This window comes from Sphingopyxis sp. (genome assembly GCF_041916015.1).
GTDB lineage: Bacteria > Pseudomonadota > Alphaproteobacteria > Sphingomonadales > Sphingomonadaceae > Sphingopyxis.
This window is the reverse complement of the sequence record NZ_JAYSAH010000108.1, coordinates 1-16197: the sequence shown is the minus strand read 5'-3', so window position 1 is coordinate 16197 and position 16197 is coordinate 1. Positions and strand designations below refer to the sequence as shown.

Here is a 16197-nt window from a genome sequence, read left to right as displayed (position 1 = left end):
AAATGATGGTGGAGCCGAAACCTCGCGACCGGAGCGAGACCGCCCGGCGCGACATCCTCGCGGGCGGCATCGTCGTCGCGGGGATATTGCTGTTTATCGGTACCGGCGGCAGCGTGATGCAATCGGCCGTGCAGCTTCTGATCGGGATCGGCGGCGGCCCCGACAGGGTGTTGTCGGTGGCGCTGATCCTGAACGTCGCGCTTATCCTCTTCGGCTGGCGTCGATACGAGGATCTCAACCGCGAAATCCGCGAACGGACCGAGGCCGAGCAGCGCGCGCGCTACCTCGCCGACACCGACCCGCTCACCGGCTTTCTCAACCGTCGCGCGCTGCTCGCGAGGGGTCAGCGCCTGATCGCCGAGGCGACCGCCGACCGGCGCCACGTCGCGCTGTTCCTGCTCGACCTCGATCATTTCAAGACCGTCAACGACATCCACGGCCACGCCGCGGGCGACCGCGTGCTGCAGGTCGCGGCAGAGCGCATCACCGCGGTGTTGCCGCCCAACGCAACCAAGGCGCGGCTCGGCGGCGACGAATTCGTCGCGATGCTGCCCTTCGATCCCGCCGCGCGCGCCAATATCGACGCGCTGGCCGCGGCGCTCGTCGCCGCGCTCGACGACAAGGTCGCGCATGATTCGCAGCAGATTCGCGTCGGCGCCTCGCTCGGCATCGCGCTCGCCACCGACGCCAGCATGACGATGGAGACGATGGTCCGGCAGGCCGACATCGCCATGTACCACGGCAAGGACGAGGGGCGGAACCGGCACATCTGGTTCGAGCAGGGCATGGAAATGGCGGTTCAGGTCCGCAACCAGATCGAGACCGGTATCCGCGACGGCATGCCGCGCGGCGAGTTCATTCCCTATTTCGAGCCGCAGGTCGATATCGCGACCGGCCGTCTCGTCGGCTTCGAGATGTTGATGCGCTGGGAATCGCCCGAATATGGCCTGATTCCGCCCGAACGCTTTATCCCGGTCGCCGAGGAAAGCGGCCTGATCGGCGAATTGTCGCTGCAGGTCATCGGCCGCGCGATGGAGATCGCAAAAAGTTGGGATCCGTCGATCATCCTCGCGGTCAACATCTCGCCGCAGCAGCTCAAGGATCCGTGGTTCAGCCAGAAACTGACCAAGCTGCTCGTCGAGGTCGGCTTCCCCGCCAGCCAGCTCGAGGTCGAGATCACCGAAAGCTCGCTGTTCGAAAATCTGCCGCTCGTCCGCTCGATCGTGACCAGCCTCAAGAATCAGGGCGTGTCGCTCAGCCTCGACGATTTCGGCACCGGCTACAGCTCACTGTCGCACCTGCGTGCGCTGCCGTTCGACCGGATCAAGATCGACCGCAGTTTCATCGCCGCGATGCGCGGCAGCGCCGACGCACAGGCCATCGTCGTCGCGATCGTGCGGCTGGGCGAAAGCCTTGCAATGCCGATCACCGCCGAGGGCGTCGAGGATGAGGCGACCGCAACCGAACTGACGCGGCTTGGCTGTTCGAAGGGACAGGGCTGGTATTATGGCCGCGCCGCTTCGGCCGAGGACACCGCCCGCCTGCTCGCCGACCGCAGCCTGCTTCGGGCGGCAATGCTGCCCGATGCCCCGCCGGATGAGGAAGAAGAGCTGCGCAAGAGGGCGTAGCCGTTTCCCGGTCGGCACATCGCTAGACTTCGCCGCCCCGCGCCCCTAAATGCGCCCTTATGGCGGACCGCTTCACCAAGATGCATGGCCTCGGCAACGACTTCGTCGTCATCGACGCGCGCGAGCGGAGCGTCGCGATGACGCCCGCCCGCGCGCATGCGATCGCCGACCGGCGGCACGGCATCGGCTGCGACCAGCTCATCCTGCTCGAACCCTCGACCAAGGCCGATGTGAGGATGCGCATCTTCAACGCCGACGGTGGTGAGGTCGAGGCGTGCGGCAATGCGACGCGCTGCGTCGCGACCTTGCTCGCCAGGCCCGCGGTGATCGAGACGCTGGGCGGGATGCTGCGCGTGACGCCCGCCGACGGCGGCGCCGAAGTCACGCTTGGCGAACCCCAATTCGACTGGGAGCATATCCCGCTCGCGATGCCGATGGACACGCGCGACATGCCCGTCGCGTGGGACGAGCTCGAACATGGCGCAGCGGTCAACGTCGGCAATCCGCACATCATCTTCTTCGTGCCCGAAGCCGACGCGGTGCCGCTCGCCGAGCTCGGCCCGCGGATCGAGACCGACCCGCTGTTTCCCGAACGCGTCAACGTCAATGTCGCGAGCCTCGACGGCGAGGACCAGCTTCAGCTCCGCGTCTGGGAACGCGGCGTGGGCTTGACGCAGGCCTGCGGCACCGGCGCATGCGCGACCGCAGTCGCCGCGATCCGCGCGGGGCTCGTCAAATCCCCCGTCACCGTTTCGCTGCCCGGCGGCGACCTGATGATCCGCTGGGCACCAGGCGAACCGATCGTGATGAGCGGCGCCGCGACCCGCGTGTACGACGGCGAGACCGACTGGGCACAATTCGGATGACCGCCCTCGTCGCCGACCGGCAGGAGGTCGTCAATTTCGGCTGCCGGCTCAACCTTGCCGAGGGCGAGATGGTCCGCACCGCCGTGAAGGCGGCAGGCGAACGCGACATGATCGTCTTCAACAGCTGCGCCGTGACCGACGAGGCAGTGCGGCAGGCCCGGCAGGCGGTGCGCCGCGCGCTGCGCGAACGGCCCGGCGCCGACGTCGTGGTGACCGGGTGCGCGGCGGAACTCGAAGCCGAGCGTTTCACCGCGATGGGCGCGCGGGTGGTGCCGAACGATGCGAAGGGGCTGGCCGAGAGCTATCGCCGAAATTCCACCCTGTTCCCCCGCGAAGGCGGGGGCCCATCTCCCGCCGGTGCCATCTCCAACCCGCCGGAGATGGGTCCCCGCCTTCGCGGGGACCCAGTATTTTTATACACCCCAGCCCTCTCAGGCCCCGACCACGCGCGCGCTTTCCTCGGCGTCCAGACCGGCTGCTCGCATAGCTGCACTTTCTGCGCGACTGTGATCGCGCGCGGAACCGCGCGGTCGGCGACCGTCGGAGCTGTGCTCGATGCCGCGCGCATCGCGCTTGACCGCGGCCAGCGCGAGATCGTCCTGACCGGGGTCGACCTGGCGAGCTATGGCGACGACTGCGGGACGACGCTCGCCACGCTGGTCGAAGCACTGCTTAAGCTTCCCGTCGAGCGCCTCCGCCTTTCCTCGCTCGACCCGGACCGCATTGATGATCCGCTGTTCGCCTTGCTGACCCAGGACTCGCGCGTGATGCCGCACGTCCACTTGTCGCTGCAGGCGGGCGACGACATGATCCTGACCCGCATGAAGCGCCGCCACCGCCGCGCCGACGCGGTGCGCCTGACCGGGCGGCTCAAGGCCGCACGCCCCGATATCGCGATCGGCGCCGACCTGATCGCCGGATTTCCGACCGAGGATGACGAGATGTTTGCCCATACGATGGCCCTGATCGACGATTGCGATATCGTCTTCGGCCATATTTTTCCTTACAGCCCGCGCGCCGGAACGCCCGCCGCGCGCATGCCGCAAGTCGGCCGCAGCCTTGCCCGCGAGCGCGCGGCGAAGCTGCGCGAGGCCAATGCATGCCGCCGGACGGCCTGGCTCGACGCGCAGATCGGCCGCACCGCGTCGATGCTCGTCGAGCGCGACGGGCTGACCGGCCATGCCGAGAATTTCGCGCCGCTGACGCTAACGACGCCCGCCGAGCCCGGCAGCATCCGCCCCGTTCGACTGATCGGCTGCGATGGCGACAGGATGATAGCGGCATGAGCGGCCTCAGCTGGAGCGAGCGGCTGCTCGGCGGCCTCAAACGCACCTCGGAGCGGCTCGGCGAGAATCTGTCGGGGCTCACCGGCAAGTCGCGGCTCGACGACGACGATCTCGACCGCATCGAGGACGCGCTGATCACCGCCGACCTCGGCCCGAACATGGCCACGCGTATTCGCGACCGCCTGTCCGAGCGCCGCGACGTCGCCGCCAACGGCACCGAGGAACTGCGCAAGGTCGTCGCCGGGGAAATCGCCGCGGTGCTGCGTCCGGTCGCCGAACCGCTCGAGATCGACGCCTTCCCGCGCCCGCAGGTCATCCTCGTGATCGGCGTCAACGGGTCGGGCAAGACCACCACCATCGCCAAGCTCGCCCACCTGTTCCAGGAACAGGATTATGGCGTGATGCTCGTCGCGGGCGATACCTTCCGCGCCGCCGCGATCGGGCAATTGAAGGTCTGGGCCGAACGGCTCGGCATCCCGATCATGGCGGGGCCGGAGGGCGGCGATGCCGCGGGGATCGTCTTCGATGCCGTCAAACAGGCGACCGCGACCGGCATCGACGTGCTGATCGTCGATACCGCCGGGCGCCTCCAGAACAAGCGCGAGCTGATGGACGAGCTCGCCAAGATCAAGCGCGTGCTCGGCCGCCTCAACCCCGCCGCCCCGCACGACGTGGTACTCGTCCTCGACGCGACCACAGGACAGAATGCGCTGTCGCAGATCGATGTCTTCCGCGAGGTCGCGGGCGTCACGGGCCTCGTGATGACCAAGCTCGACGGCACCGCGCGCGGCGGCGTCCTCGTCGCCGCGGCCGAGCGCCACGGCCTTCCCATCCACGCGATCGGCATCGGCGAGACGATCGACGATCTCCGTCCGTTCGACGCCGACGAAATCGCGGGCATCATTGCCGGAAACATCCGATGAACGACCAACTCCCCACTGGCCCCGAGGCGGTCCCCGCACCGCCGCCCGCCAAGCATGGCTGGCTCAATTTCGCGATCGATTTCGGGCCTTTGCTCGTCTTCTTCCTGACCTATAAATTCACCTCGGGCGGCAGCGGTGCCTTTGCCGCGACCACGGGCGCGATCAAGGCCACGGTCGCCTTCATGGTCGCGATCGTCGCCGCGATGGCGGTGTCGAAATGGAAGCTCGGGCGGATTTCGCCGATGCTGTGGATGTCGAGCATCCTCGTCCTCGGCTTCGGCGCGCTGACCATCTGGTTCCACGACGAGCGCTTCATCGTGATGAAGCCGACGATCATCTATGCCGCCTTCGCGGCGCTGCTGCTCGGCGGCTGGCTGATGAAGAAGCCGATGCTCAAATATCTGCTCCAGTCGGCGCTCGAAGGCGTCACCGAAAAGGGATGGCTGCTGCTGTCGCGCAACTGGGGCTTCTTCTTCGCCGCGCTCGGCGTCGCCAATCACGTCATGTACGAGATGATCCAGGCGAAGCAGATGAGTTTCGACACCTGGCTGACGATCAAGGTCTGGGGCGTCACCGCCCTCTCCTTTCTGTTCACGCTGACGCAGGTTCCGGTGATGCTGAAGAACGGGCTGGCGGTCCCCGACGAGGCCGACGGGAAGGCTTGAGGCGCCCACTCTCCGCTGGCATATGCCTCCAACGGTTCCGGGTCGGCGCCGATATGAGGAGGGGGAACTCACATGGACAAATTTTTCGGCAATCTGCACGCGGTGCTGATCGCTGGGCTGCTGCTCGCGGTCGCGATGATGCTTGCCCTGAACGGCCAGAATTTCGCCGACGGCATCGCCGCAGGCAATGCGATCATGCGCTGGCTGCACACTTTCTTCGGCATCCTCTGGATCGGGCTGCTCTATTATTTCAACTTCGTCCAGATTCCGACGATGCCCAAGATTCCGGCCGAACTGAAACCGGGCGTGTCGAAGCATATCGCACCCGCCGCGCTTTTCTGGTTCCGCTGGGCGGCGGCGATCACGGTGCTGCTCGGGCTCGGCATCGCCTTCCATAACAAATATGCCGTTCCGGCCTTCACCTTCCAGGAGCCCTACAAGCTGATCGGCGCGGGCATGTGGCTGGGGCTGATCATGGCGTTCAACGTCTGGTTCGTGATCTGGCCGAACCAGAAGAAAGCGCTCGGCATCGTCGAAGCCGATGACGCGGCGAAGGCCAAGGCTGCGAAGACCGCGATGATTTTTTCGCGCATCAACACCCTGCTGTCGATCCCGCTGCTCTATGCGATGGTAAACGCGAACAACGGATGACACATCTGCCCTTCCTCCTTGATGGGGGAAGGATACGCAGCCTTATCGCGAAGCGATTAGGCGAAGTTGGATGGGGGTGACGGCGCGTCCTGACGCCATCGCTTCAGGCTGAGACCGCACCCCCTCCGCTGCGACTAGGCAGCAAGCTGCCAAGTCTCGCTGCCTCCCCCATCCTAGGGGGAGGAGTAGTAAGCTGACGATTATCCCTCAATGGCCGCCTTATGCATCCGGCCGTTCAGCACATAATGCGCGACGCCCGTCTGCATCCCAGCCGCCTGCGCGTCGTCGATCTCGCGCACCCGCCGTGCGGGCGATCCCGCCCACAGCTCGCGCGAAGGAATTTCCTTGTTCTCGGTGAGCAGTGCCCCCGCCGCGAGCATCGCATCGCTGCCGATCCGGCAGCCGTTCATTACCGTCGCCTTCAGACCGACGAACGCCCGGTCCGCCAGTGTGCAGCCGTGGACCATCGCCATATGGCCGATCAGCACATCCTCGCCGATGATCGTTGGAAAGCCTTCGGGCCGGTGCGGCATCGGGCCGTCGCAATGGACGACGCTGCCGTCCTGGATGTTCGAGCGCGCGCCGACGACGATATGGCTGACGTCGGCGCGCAGCACGCAATTATACCAGATGCTGACGTCGGGCCCGATCGTCACGTCGCCGATGATCCGGCATCCGGGCGCGATGAAGGCGCTGGGGTGGATCTGCGGCGTCTTGCCGTTCACGGCGATGATGCTGACGTCCATATAGGTCATTGTTTATTCCCGATCAGATGGCCCCACAGCAGGACCGGCAGGGTCGAGGCATAGTCGTCGGTCCAGCGGTCGAAATGCGGCCGGCTTTCGAGCGGCACCCATACCCCGGCCTTCGCCGCCTCGGTGCGCGATTCGAGCGGGCCCGTCAACTCGGCAAGCCGCCCGGGCGTCGCGGTGAGCGCCACCCAGTTCGATCCGGTCAGATTGCTGAAATCATAGATGTCGGGGCGCTCTTCGGGGGGCGAGTCCATGCGGATCGCCGCCGCCCAGCCGCGCGCCTTCGCTTCCGCGGACAGCACGGGCTCGAGGTCGAAGAAGCGGTTCGAGATGTGGATGAGCAGGATTCCGCCCGGCTTCAGCGCCCGCACATAGATTCCGATCGCCTCGGCAGTGAGCAGGTGAAGCGGGATCGCATCCGACGAAAAGGCGTCGATGACGAGGATGTCGAACTGGGCAGGCGGCAGCGTCGCGATCCGCAACCGCGCGTCGCCAATAACGATCGGCACGTTGGGGGCGCAGCGGCTGAGGAACGTGAATTTCGACGGATCTCGCGCGATCTGGACCATCGCGGGGTCGATCTCGAAGATCATCCAGCGCTGCCCCGGACGGCGGTAGCAGGAGAGCGTTCCCGCACCGAGCCCGACCAGCCCGACCGACGCCTTCGCCCCCGCCAGCACCTCCGCCTTGTCGAGCGCCAGCCCGACCCCCGACTGGTGGCCGTAATAGGTCGTGGGATCGAGCTCGTGCCCCGCATCGGTGCGCTGCAGCCCGTGCAATGTTGTCCCGTGCGCCAGCCGGCGCTGCTGCCGATACGGGTCGTCGGTGACGGTATAGACGCCGAAATAGCTGCGCACGCGCATCCCGGTGAAGCTGTCCTGCACCGTGTCCCACCCCCCGACGCCGAGCATCAGCAGCGCGAGCACGGGAACATAGGCCCAGCGCCAGCCGATAACGAGCATGCCGATGACGAAGATCGCAATGCCCCAGACCGCGACGGCGCCTTCTACCTTGCCGGTCCATTCGCTGGCTGCCTTCCAGCTCGCAAAGGCCGCGAGAGCGATCAGCAGCGCAACGATCACGCGGGCCTTGGCCGGCGAGAGCTTCAGCCATTTGTCCCACGGGAGGAGCGCGGGCAGCGGCAGGAGGAGCGCGGCGGCGAGCACGAGCAAAGGATGCTCATAGGCCCAATCGAAGATCAGCGGCGCGATCAGCGCCGCGAAAAGCCCGCCGAGCACTCCCCCGGCCGACATGATAAGGTAGAAGAGCGTCAGATGCTCCGGCGCAGGCCGCAGATGATAGAGATAGCCGTGGAGTGCCACCGCGACGATGAACAGCATCGCGAGCGCCGCAAGCGCGATGAGCATCGTCCCGCCGCCCGTGCTGAGCAGCGCGAGGCCGCCGACCGACAGCAGCACCGCGGGGGCGATCGTCGTGAAAATCTGGGTCAGGCGCTCGGCGGTCGAGAAAGCGATGACGAAGCTCAGCAGATAGAGGCCGAGCGGCAGCACCCAGAGCAGGGGCATGGCGACGATGTCGGTGGTGAGGTGCGTCGTCGTCGAGAGCATCAGCCCCGACGGCACCGCCGCGATCAACAGCCAGTGGAGCTGGCGGCGCAGCGACGGGCGCGGCTCGGCATCCTTCTGCGGCGCCTCCGGATGCGTCGCATGGCTGTGCCAGCGTGCCGCCGCGCTCGCAGCGACGAGCAGCACTAGCACGCCATAGCCCGCGCTCCACCCCCAGCTTTGCGCCGCGAGCGGCATCGTGGGCTCGACGAGCGCGGGATAGCTGATCAGCCCCGCAAAGCTGCCGAGGTTCGAGGCGGCATAGAGATAATAGGGGTCGCCTGCGCGCGCGTCGGCGGCGAACCAGCGCTGCATCAGCGGCGCCTGCGCCGACACCGCGAAAAAGACCGGACCGATCGAGGCGAGCAACAGCAAAGGCACCCACAGCGCCTCCTGCCCCGGCGCGGGCGGCGCGATATTGGCGATGCCGATCGGCAGCCACAGCGCTGCGGCGAGCAGCAGTGCGACATGGATCATCGCCTGACGGCGAACCTCGAAGCGCCCCAGCCAGTGCGCATAGGCATAGCCGCCGAGGAGGAGCGCCTGATAGACGAGCATCGCGCTGTTCCACACCGCAGGCGCGCCGCCAAGCCGCGGCAGCACCATGCGCGCGACCATCGGCTGGACCTGAAACAGCAGGAAGCTGCCGGCGAGGATCGTCAGCACGAACAGCCAGCGGCGCGGAGTCGCGCTCACGGCGTTCCCCAGGCGCTGCGTGCGACCGAAAAGGTGACGTGCGGGCGCAGCGGATCTTCCGCCGCCAGCTTCGGATGATCGAAATCGAGGTCGGGATGGCGGCGCATGCCGAGCCGCTCCATCACCGCCTGGCTACGGACATTCTCGCGCCAGGTGATCGCCCAGACATCATCGTCGGCCAGATTGGCGAAGGCCCAGCCGATCGCGCCGCGCGCCGCCTCGGTCGCATAACCCGCGCCCCAGCAGTCGCGCGCGAGCCGCCAGCCGATCTCGGCCTTGCCGTCGATCGGCCCCGCATTGCCGCGGATGATCCCGCACCAGCCGATCAGCCGCGCGTCTTCGCGCCGTTCGAGCGCCCAGAAGGTGTGACCATCTTCGGCCTCGCGGAGCCGGACCCGCTCGACCAGCGCTTTCGTTCCGTCCATGTCGAGCGGCGGCCCGAGCGTCGCCATGACCTCGGGATCGCTGCAGATCGCCTGAAAGGGCGCAACATCGGCGTCGCGCCACGACCGCATCACAAGCCGCGCGGTCTCGATCATCCGTTCAGGAGCCGCGCCGCGTGAAGCGCGTGATAGGTGAGGACGCCCGCGGCGCCCGCCCGGCGGAAGGCGAGCAATGTTTCGAGCACCAGCGCGTCGCGGTCGCCCGCGCCGGCCGCCACCGCGGCCTCGATCATCGCATATTCGCCCGACACCTGATAGGCATAGACCGGCACCGCGAAATGATCCTTCACCGCGCGCACGACGTCGAGGTACGGCAGGCCGGGCTTGACCATCACGCTGTCGGCGCCCTCGGCGAGATCCATCTCGACCTCGCGTAGCGCCTCTTCGACGTTCGCGGGGTCCATCTGATAGGTCTTCTTGTCGCCTTTCAGCAGCCCGCGCGAGCCGACGGCGTCGCGGAACGGGCCATAAAAGGCCGAGGCATATTTGGCGGCGTAGCTCATGATCTGGACATGGCCGAAACCCTCGACCTCCAGCGCCTCGCGGATCGCGCCGACGCGGCCGTCCATCATATCGCTGGGCGCGATGATGTCGGCCCCCGCGCGCGCCTGATTCAGCGCCTGCCCGACGAGCACCTCGACCGTCTCGTCGTTGAGGACATAGCCGTCTTCGCCGAGCAGCCCGTCCTGTCCGTGGCTGGTATAGGGGTCGAGCGCGACGTCGGTCAGAACGCCGATGTCGTCACCGAGCGCATCCTTGATCGCCGCGGTCGCGCGGCACATCAAATTGTCGGGATTGAGCGCCTCGGCGCCGTCCTCGCTGCGCCGCCCCGCTTCGGTATAGGGGAAGAGCGCGAGGCAGGGGATGCCCGCCGCCGCCGCATCCTTCGCGCGCTCGACGAGCAGATCGACCGACCAGCGCGACACGCCGGGCAAGCTCGCAATCGGCTCCTCGGTCCCCGATCCCGCACAGACGAAGAGCGGCCAGATCAGGTTCGACGGAGTCAGATGATGCTCGCGCACCATCGCGCGGCTCCAGCCGGTGCGGCGGCTGCGGCGCAGGCGAAGGTCGGGAAAGGGGGCATGAGTCATGCCCGCGTGCATAGCGGCGCGGGGCGCGAGGGCAAACGGATATTGCCCCTCTTGGGGACTAGATGCCGTTATCCGCGCGCTTCGATGCCACATCGGCAAGCGAGCCGAGCTTCGGTCCTTCGATGGGCTTCGCCGCGACCGGCGCGAGCGCGCCGCCCGGCGCAATCGCCGTCAGCTGGCGGATGCGCGCCCGGAAGTCGGCGAGCGCCTTGCCCTCGAGCTGCGCACGGGTCACGAAGGCCACCGACATCGGATTGACCGCAACGCCGTTGCGATAGACCTCATAATGAAGATGCGGCCCGGTCGAGAGGCCCGACGAGCCGATATAGCCGATCACCTGCCCGCGCGAGACATGCTGGCCGGGGCGCACCGCGATGCGGCTCATATGGCCATAGCCGGTGCCGAGCCCGCCGCCATGGCTGAGCTTCACATAATTTCCGAAACCGCCGGTGCGCCCCGCGACGGTGACGAGGCCGTCGCTGACCGCATAGATGGGCGCGCCATAGCCGCCGCCGAAATCGACCCCGCTGTGGCGGCGGACATAGCCGAGGATCGGGTGGCGCCGCATCCCGAAGCCGGAGGTGATGCGGCCGTTTGTCGGGCGCACCATGCCGCCGCGCTGCTGCCCGACGCCCGAGGCTTCGAACCATTGGGTCTGCCCATCGACGGTCCATTCGATCATCGACAGGCGCTGCTTCCCGCCGCGCACGAGGCCGGCGTAGAGCAATTTGCCCGTCTCGCTCTCGCCCGTTTCGGCGCGGCGATGATCGACGATGATGTCGAACTCGTCGCTCGCGCGGATATCGCCGCCGACCGAGATTTGCCGGCCGATCACGCGCAGATAGGCCTGGATCGATTCGGGCGAGGCGCCCGCGGCGCGCGCCGAGCGATAGAGGCTGTCGCCGACGCGGCCACGAATGCGCAGCGGGGTCGCGTCGACCGCGATCGGAATGCGCCGCATCACCAGCCGCCCGTCGATCCGCTCCATCTCGATACGCAGGTCGAAGCGCGCGCGCATCGCGAGCGCATCGACCGGGCGCGGCATGGTTCGTGCCGCGCGGCGGCCGAGGATCAGGTCGATCCGCGTGCCCGGCGCGATGTCGGCGAGCGGCACCGCCGACGAAATCTGGCTCGACAGCGCCTGTGCGTCGGCGCTGCCGACTCCGGAGCGCTCGAGGACGCGGGCGAAGCTGTCGCCCTGCCCGAGCGTCGCGGTCAGCTCGATCTGCGGGCGTTCGGGCGTCTGCGCGAGCGGCCGCACCGCGTCGGTCGCAGCCATATGGCGCCCGGTATCGCCGCCATAGGCGAGCGGCACGATCATCTGCGCGCGCGCTTCGTTGAAATCGGTGGCGTCGAGCGCCGGCGTGCCACCCGTTTTGAGCGGCTCGATGCCCGGAAAAGTCGCAATCGCGGCGCCGCAAAGCAGCGTCAGCGTCGCGAGCCCGCGCCACCATTCGCCCGAGCCGATATTGTCGCCAAGGTCGGGGACGAGATCGAGCGTCGCGAGCCGGTCGCGCCACGGCAATGTGGGTTCGGCCGCCGCGTCCGCGCGCCGCAGGCCGATTGCCTGCGACATCGTGAGGGCCGCGGCATTGCCGGACATCCCCGCGATGGGTTCGTGACGCTGGAACAAGATGCAACCCCCGCTCGACGGACCTCCCGCGGTCCTGCCGTCGATATTTTCGACCGCCGGTCTGTAAACAAAGGCCGTTAAAGTCAATTTAACGCCCCGCCGCCGCGCCCGGCTTGCGGCGGGGCGTGCGGGGGGTGGGATATTATGCAACAGGCGCGGAAAAATGCGCTTCGCCGCAGCCATTCGGCGGATCGCCTGTTGCGCCGCAGCGCGTGCCATGCCAGCGTGAGGCAAAGACAATGACGTCATCCTCTTCCACTCCGGTCAAGGCCGTCCTTGGCCCCACCAACACCGGCAAAACCCATTTGGCGGTCGAGCGCCTGACCGCCCATTCGAGCGGCATGATCGGCTTTCCGCTGCGCCTGCTCGCGCGCGAGGTCTACGACCGCGTCGTCGCGATCAAGGGCCCGGCCGAGGTCGCGCTGGTGACCGGCGAGGAGCGGATCATGCCCGCGCAGGCACGCTACCTGCTCGGCACGATGGAAGCGCTGCCCATCACGCGCGACGTCGCCTTCGTCGGTATCGACGAGGCACAGCTCGGCGCCGATCCCGAGCGCGGCCATGTCTTCACCGACCGGCTGCTACGCGCGCGCGGCCGCGAGGAGACGATGATCCTCGGCTCGGCGACGATCCGCGGCCTCGTTCGCGATCTGGTGCCCGAAGCCGAGATCATCACCCGCCCGCGCTTCTCGACCCTCAGCTATGCCGGGACGTCGAAGCTGTCGCGATTGCCCAAGCGCTCGGCGATCGTCGCCTTCTCGGCCGAGGAAGTATATGCGATCGCCGAAATGCTCCGCCGCTTCTCGGGCGGCGCGGCGGTGGTGATGGGCGCGCTCAGCCCCAAGACCCGCAACGCGCAGGTCGCGATGTTCGAGGCGGGCGAGGTCGATTATCTCGTCGCCACCGACGCGATCGGCATGGGGCTCAACCTCGACGTGAGCCATGTCGCCTTCGCGAGCCTCCAGAAATTCGACGGCCGCCGCCTCCGCCGCCTGACGATCGCCGAGATGGCACAAATCGCGGGACGTGCCGGCCGCCACCAGCAGGACGGCAGCTTCGGCACCGTCGGCCTGCCGCAGGGCGGCTTCACGCCCGAGGAAATCGCCGCGATCGAAGGCCATCATTTCCCGCCGCTCTCCAGCCTGTTCTGGCGCAATCCCGTCCCGCGCTACGACACGCTCGACACGCTGATCGCCGACCTCGCGCAGCCGCCGACGCAGCCGGGCCTGCGCGCCGCCCCCGAAGCGGTCGATATCGCAGTGCTCAAGCATCTCGCCGGCGACATGGAAGTACGGATGCGCGGCGGCGAGCCCGAAGCGGTCGCGCGCCTCTGGGACGTCTGCGGTCTCCCCGATTTCGAGCAGCTCGGCCCCGAACATCACAGCCGCACCGTGCTCAAGCTATGGCAATGGCGCACGAGCGGCGACGGGATGATCGACCCCGAATGGTTCGCGCGCCGCCTTGCGCGGCTCGACGACACCGACGGCGACATCGACCAGCTCGCGAGCCGCATCGCCGCGGTTCGCACCCTCTGCTTCATCGCGCAGCGCGGCGACTGGATCGCGGGCGGCGCGGGCTGGACCGAGCGGACGCAGGACCTCGAATCGCGCCTGTCGGACGCGCTGCACGCCGCGCTCGCGCAGCGTTTCGTCGACCGGCGGCTCGCGCTGCTGCTCCGCGACGCGGGGCAGCGCCACACCGCCCTGCCCGTCGCGGTCGCCGCCGACGGCACCGTCGCGGTCGACGGCGAAGCGATCGGGACACTCAAGGGCTTCTCGTTCAAGGTCGATGCCCGCGCCCGCGCGAGCGACCACCGCCTGCTCCTCGCCGCCGCCGAAAAGCATCTGCGCTCCGAACTCGCGCGCCGCGCCGCGGCGCTGGCGTCCGACGACGGCAAGGCACTGTCGCTGGTCAGCGAAGCGGGCACACTCCCGCGCCTCGCGTGGCACGGCCAGACGGTCGCGACCCTCACGCGCGGGCCGACTTTGGTGCAGCCTGCGATCCAGATCGACCCGTCGCTGCGCCGGCTCGAACCGCAGCAGGTGCAGGCGATCGCCGAGCGCTTGCAGCTGTTCGTCGCCGAGCAGCTCGCCCGCCACGCCGGCCCGCTCGCGGCGATGGGCGAGGCGGCGGGCGACCTCTTCACCCCGCCGCGCGTCCGCGCGCTGCTCGCCGCGCTCGTCGATGGCGGCGGCACTGCGCCGCGCGCGTCGGTCGAGGCGCAGCTCGAAGCGATGAGCGCCGAGGAGCGGCCGCAGCTCCGCAAGCTGGGCCTGACGATCGGTTCGCTCGACATCTTCCACCATCAGCTTTTGAAGCCCGAGGCGGTACGCTGGCGCGCCGCATTGCTCGCCGCCCAATCGGGCGAGACGGTGCCGGCGCTGCCGCCGCAAGGCGCGGTGCTGCAAAAGAACGGCAATCATACGGGTCTTCGGATCGCGGGCTTCCGCCGCTGCGGATCGGGCTGGCTGCGCATCGACATGGCCGAGAAGCTGGCGCGGCAAGCCCATGCAGCACGAATCCAGGCCACCGCGCCGCCGACATCGCCCGTCGCGGGCAGCAACGAGCACCACGATTCCGACGATCAGGCGGAGGGGCACGCCGCGCCGCCGCCGGGCTTCGCGATCGATCCTGCGCTTGCGACCTCGCTCGGCCTCGACGAGGAAACGCGGCGCGCGCTGCTGCAGAGCTTCGGCTTCCGCGCGGTGGGCGAGCCCGCGCTCCAGCGCTGGCGCTGGGGCGGCCTCAAATCGGCCGACAAACGCAAGCGGCGCAAGCACGCAAAGCGGCAGCCCGAGGCCGACCGCGCCGCCAGCCCCGGCGAACGCGCGCACCAGCCGGGCAAACAGGCGAAGGGACGGCGCGGCAAACCGGCGACCAAGCCGTCGCAGTCCGCCGAACCGCCGCGCGCGCCGCGCGCGGACCGCATCCCGCGCCGCGGCCCCTCACCCAACAGCCCCTTCGCCGGCCTTGCCGCGATGCTCGCCGAGGCGCGCAAGGACTGATGGCGAGCCCCGGCGCCGCAGGGAGCATACGGCTCGACAAGCTGCTCTGGTATCTGCGTTTCGCGCGCTCGCGGAGCATCGCACAGGCGATGGTCGCCGCGGGGCATATCCGGCTCGACGGGCGGCGCGTCACGCGCGCATCGGTCGCGGTCCATGCCGGCGCGACCTTGGTATTGCCGGTCGGCGAGCGGATCGAGGTGATCCGCCTCCTCTCGCTGCCGCTGCGCCGCGGTCCCGCGCCCGAGGCGCAGGCCTGCTACGCCCGGCTCGATGGCGGGGTGCCGGCTCCTTCCGGCGCAGCCTCCAGCTGAGCTATCGGCGGGCAAGGAAAAGCTGTCGCCCCGAATCGCCGCCGCCGGCCTATCGAATGAGAGTGATTCGCAACTGTCGCTTTGCGTTGACGCGCCATATTCGGGCGTTTTAGAGGCGGGTCCAACCATCGTCCGGACGGCAAGGGTGCCGCCGGCCAAGGGAGCGAAAACCCATGACCTATGTCGTCACCGACGCCTGCATCCGCTGCAAATATATGGACTGCGTCGAGGTCTGCCCGGTCGATTGCTTCTATGAGGGCGAGAATATGCTCGTCATCAACCCGAATGAGTGCATCGACTGCGGCGTGTGCGAACCCGAATGCCCCGCCGAGGCGATCCTGCCCGACACCGAGAGCGGCCTCGAGAAATGGCTCGAGCTCAACAACAAATTCAGCGCCGAATGGCCGAATCTGACGACCAAGAAGGACAGCCCGGCCGACGCCGACGAGTATAAGGGCGTCGATGACAAGTTCGACAAATATTTCTCGCCCGAACCGGGCGAAGGCGACTGAACCACCGGAACGAAGAATGATGGACAGGGGCGGGTCATTCCCGCCCCTATTCTTTTGGGCACGACGGTAGCGGCTTTCGACTGGAAGCGGAAGCCAAGCCTATGCTCCCGTTCGTGTCGAGCGAAGTCGAGACACGCTTGGGAAGCGCCAGCCTTCGCGTGTCTCGACTT

The 16197-nt window shown here is 68.0% G+C and carries 14 protein-coding genes; 9 read left to right on the top strand and 5 right to left on the bottom strand.

Annotated features, from left to right (window positions below; translation table 11 throughout):
- The first annotated feature begins 2 nt into the window (after nucleotides 1–2).
- From ACE3SL_RS15395 to ACE3SL_RS15370, 6 genes are all read left to right on the top strand, one after another.
- Nucleotides 3–1628, top strand: coding sequence for a putative bifunctional diguanylate cyclase/phosphodiesterase (locus tag ACE3SL_RS15395; protein WP_374526601.1), 1626 nt, complete (start codon nucleotides 3–5; stop codon nucleotides 1626–1628).
- Between the two features lie 59 nt (nucleotides 1629–1687).
- A complete protein-coding gene (gene dapF, locus ACE3SL_RS15390) occupies nucleotides 1688–2494 on the top strand; it encodes a diaminopimelate epimerase (protein ID WP_374526599.1) in 807 nt (268 codons plus the stop codon).
- Nucleotides 2491–3780, top strand: a complete 1290-nt coding sequence (locus ACE3SL_RS15385; RefSeq protein ID WP_374526598.1) for a MiaB/RimO family radical SAM methylthiotransferase — start codon at nucleotides 2491–2493, stop codon at nucleotides 3778–3780. The genes dapF and ACE3SL_RS15385 overlap by 4 nt, the downstream gene beginning before the upstream one ends.
- Nucleotides 3777–4703 (top strand): signal recognition particle-docking protein FtsY, encoded by a 927-nt coding sequence (ftsY, locus tag ACE3SL_RS15380; protein WP_374526597.1) that lies wholly within the window; start codon nucleotides 3777–3779, stop codon nucleotides 4701–4703. The genes ACE3SL_RS15385 and ftsY overlap by 4 nt, the downstream gene beginning before the upstream one ends.
- Nucleotides 4700–5368, top strand: coding sequence for an inner membrane-spanning protein YciB (locus ACE3SL_RS15375; RefSeq protein WP_374526596.1), 669 nt, complete (start codon nucleotides 4700–4702; stop codon nucleotides 5366–5368). Before ftsY ends, ACE3SL_RS15375 begins: the two co-directional genes overlap by 4 nt.
- A 72-nt stretch (nucleotides 5369–5440) precedes the next feature.
- Nucleotides 5441–6019, top strand: coding sequence for a urate hydroxylase PuuD (locus ACE3SL_RS15370; RefSeq protein ID WP_374526595.1), 579 nt, complete (start codon nucleotides 5441–5443; stop codon nucleotides 6017–6019).
- A gap of 200 nt (nucleotides 6020–6219) precedes the next feature.
- Here the strand turns inward: ACE3SL_RS15370 and ACE3SL_RS15365 are convergent, their stop codons facing one another.
- From ACE3SL_RS15365 to ACE3SL_RS15345, 5 genes are read right to left on the bottom strand one after another with little or no spacing between them, the layout of a single operon-like run.
- Nucleotides 6220–6774, bottom strand: coding sequence for a gamma carbonic anhydrase family protein (locus ACE3SL_RS15365; protein ID WP_374526594.1), 555 nt, complete (start codon nucleotides 6772–6774; stop codon nucleotides 6220–6222).
- A complete protein-coding gene (locus tag ACE3SL_RS15360; protein ID WP_374526593.1) occupies nucleotides 6771–9032 on the bottom strand; it encodes a spermidine synthase in 2262 nt (753 codons plus the stop codon). Before ACE3SL_RS15360 ends, ACE3SL_RS15365 begins: the two co-directional genes overlap by 4 nt.
- On the bottom strand, nucleotides 9029–9571 hold the full coding sequence (locus tag ACE3SL_RS15355) for a GNAT family N-acetyltransferase (RefSeq protein ID WP_374526592.1): 543 nt from the start codon (nucleotides 9569–9571) through the stop codon (nucleotides 9029–9031). The genes ACE3SL_RS15360 and ACE3SL_RS15355 overlap by 4 nt, the downstream gene beginning before the upstream one ends.
- Nucleotides 9568–10566, bottom strand: a complete 999-nt coding sequence (gene hemB, locus ACE3SL_RS15350; RefSeq protein ID WP_374526591.1) for a porphobilinogen synthase — start codon at nucleotides 10564–10566, stop codon at nucleotides 9568–9570. Before hemB ends, ACE3SL_RS15355 begins: the two co-directional genes overlap by 4 nt.
- A gap of 58 nt (nucleotides 10567–10624) precedes the next feature.
- Nucleotides 10625–12169, bottom strand: a complete 1545-nt coding sequence (locus tag ACE3SL_RS15345) for a peptidoglycan DD-metalloendopeptidase family protein (RefSeq protein WP_374526633.1) — start codon at nucleotides 12167–12169, stop codon at nucleotides 10625–10627.
- Between the two features lie 269 nt (nucleotides 12170–12438).
- Here ACE3SL_RS15345 and ACE3SL_RS15340 point away from each other — a divergent pair, with 269 nt between their 5' ends.
- The 3 genes from ACE3SL_RS15340 (at nucleotide 12439) to fdxA (ending at nucleotide 16027) form a co-directional block, all read left to right on the top strand.
- The gene (locus tag ACE3SL_RS15340; protein ID WP_374526590.1) at nucleotides 12439–15204 is read left to right on the top strand and encodes a helicase-related protein; all 2766 of its coding nucleotides are present in this window, start codon (nucleotides 12439–12441) and stop codon (nucleotides 15202–15204) included.
- Nucleotides 15204–15515 carry an RNA-binding S4 domain-containing protein gene (locus tag ACE3SL_RS15335; RefSeq protein ID WP_374526589.1) on the top strand — a complete coding sequence of 104 codons (312 nt, stop codon included), beginning with the start codon at nucleotides 15204–15206 and terminating at the stop codon, nucleotides 15513–15515. The genes ACE3SL_RS15340 and ACE3SL_RS15335 overlap by 1 nt, the downstream gene beginning before the upstream one ends.
- A gap of 173 nt (nucleotides 15516–15688) precedes the next feature.
- Nucleotides 15689–16027, top strand: a complete 339-nt coding sequence (fdxA, locus tag ACE3SL_RS15330; protein ID WP_374526587.1) for a ferredoxin FdxA — start codon at nucleotides 15689–15691, stop codon at nucleotides 16025–16027.
- Nucleotides 16028–16197: the final 170 nt, after the last annotated feature.

Excerpts from the sequence above, each read along its gene's own strand:
- fdxA (WP_374526587.1), top strand. The coding sequence starts at position 15,689 with ATGACCTATGTCGTCACCGACGCCTGCATCCGCTGCAAATATATGGAC.
- ACE3SL_RS15340 (WP_374526590.1), top strand. The coding sequence starts at position 12,439 with ATGACGTCATCCTCTTCCACTCCGGTCAAGGCCGTCCTTGGCCCCACC.
- dapF (WP_374526599.1), top strand. The coding sequence starts at position 1,688 with ATGGCGGACCGCTTCACCAAGATGCATGGCCTCGGCAACGACTTCGTC.
- ACE3SL_RS15345 (WP_374526633.1), bottom strand. The coding sequence starts at position 12,169 with ATGTCCGGCAATGCCGCGGCCCTCACGATGTCGCAGGCAATCGGCCTG.
- hemB (WP_374526591.1), bottom strand. The coding sequence starts at position 10,566 with ATGACTCATGCCCCCTTTCCCGACCTTCGCCTGCGCCGCAGCCGCCGC.
- ACE3SL_RS15335 (WP_374526589.1), top strand. The coding sequence starts at position 15,204 with ATGGCGAGCCCCGGCGCCGCAGGGAGCATACGGCTCGACAAGCTGCTC.
- ACE3SL_RS15375 (WP_374526596.1), top strand. The coding sequence starts at position 4,700 with ATGAACGACCAACTCCCCACTGGCCCCGAGGCGGTCCCCGCACCGCCG.
- ACE3SL_RS15395 (WP_374526601.1), top strand. The coding sequence starts at position 3 with ATGATGGTGGAGCCGAAACCTCGCGACCGGAGCGAGACCGCCCGGCGC.
- ACE3SL_RS15355 (WP_374526592.1), bottom strand. The coding sequence starts at position 9,571 with ATGATCGAGACCGCGCGGCTTGTGATGCGGTCGTGGCGCGACGCCGAT.
- ftsY (WP_374526597.1), top strand. The coding sequence starts at position 3,777 with ATGAGCGGCCTCAGCTGGAGCGAGCGGCTGCTCGGCGGCCTCAAACGC.
- ACE3SL_RS15370 (WP_374526595.1), top strand. The coding sequence starts at position 5,441 with ATGGACAAATTTTTCGGCAATCTGCACGCGGTGCTGATCGCTGGGCTG.
- ACE3SL_RS15385 (WP_374526598.1), top strand. The coding sequence starts at position 2,491 with ATGACCGCCCTCGTCGCCGACCGGCAGGAGGTCGTCAATTTCGGCTGC.
- ACE3SL_RS15365 (WP_374526594.1), bottom strand. The coding sequence starts at position 6,774 with ATGACCTATATGGACGTCAGCATCATCGCCGTGAACGGCAAGACGCCG.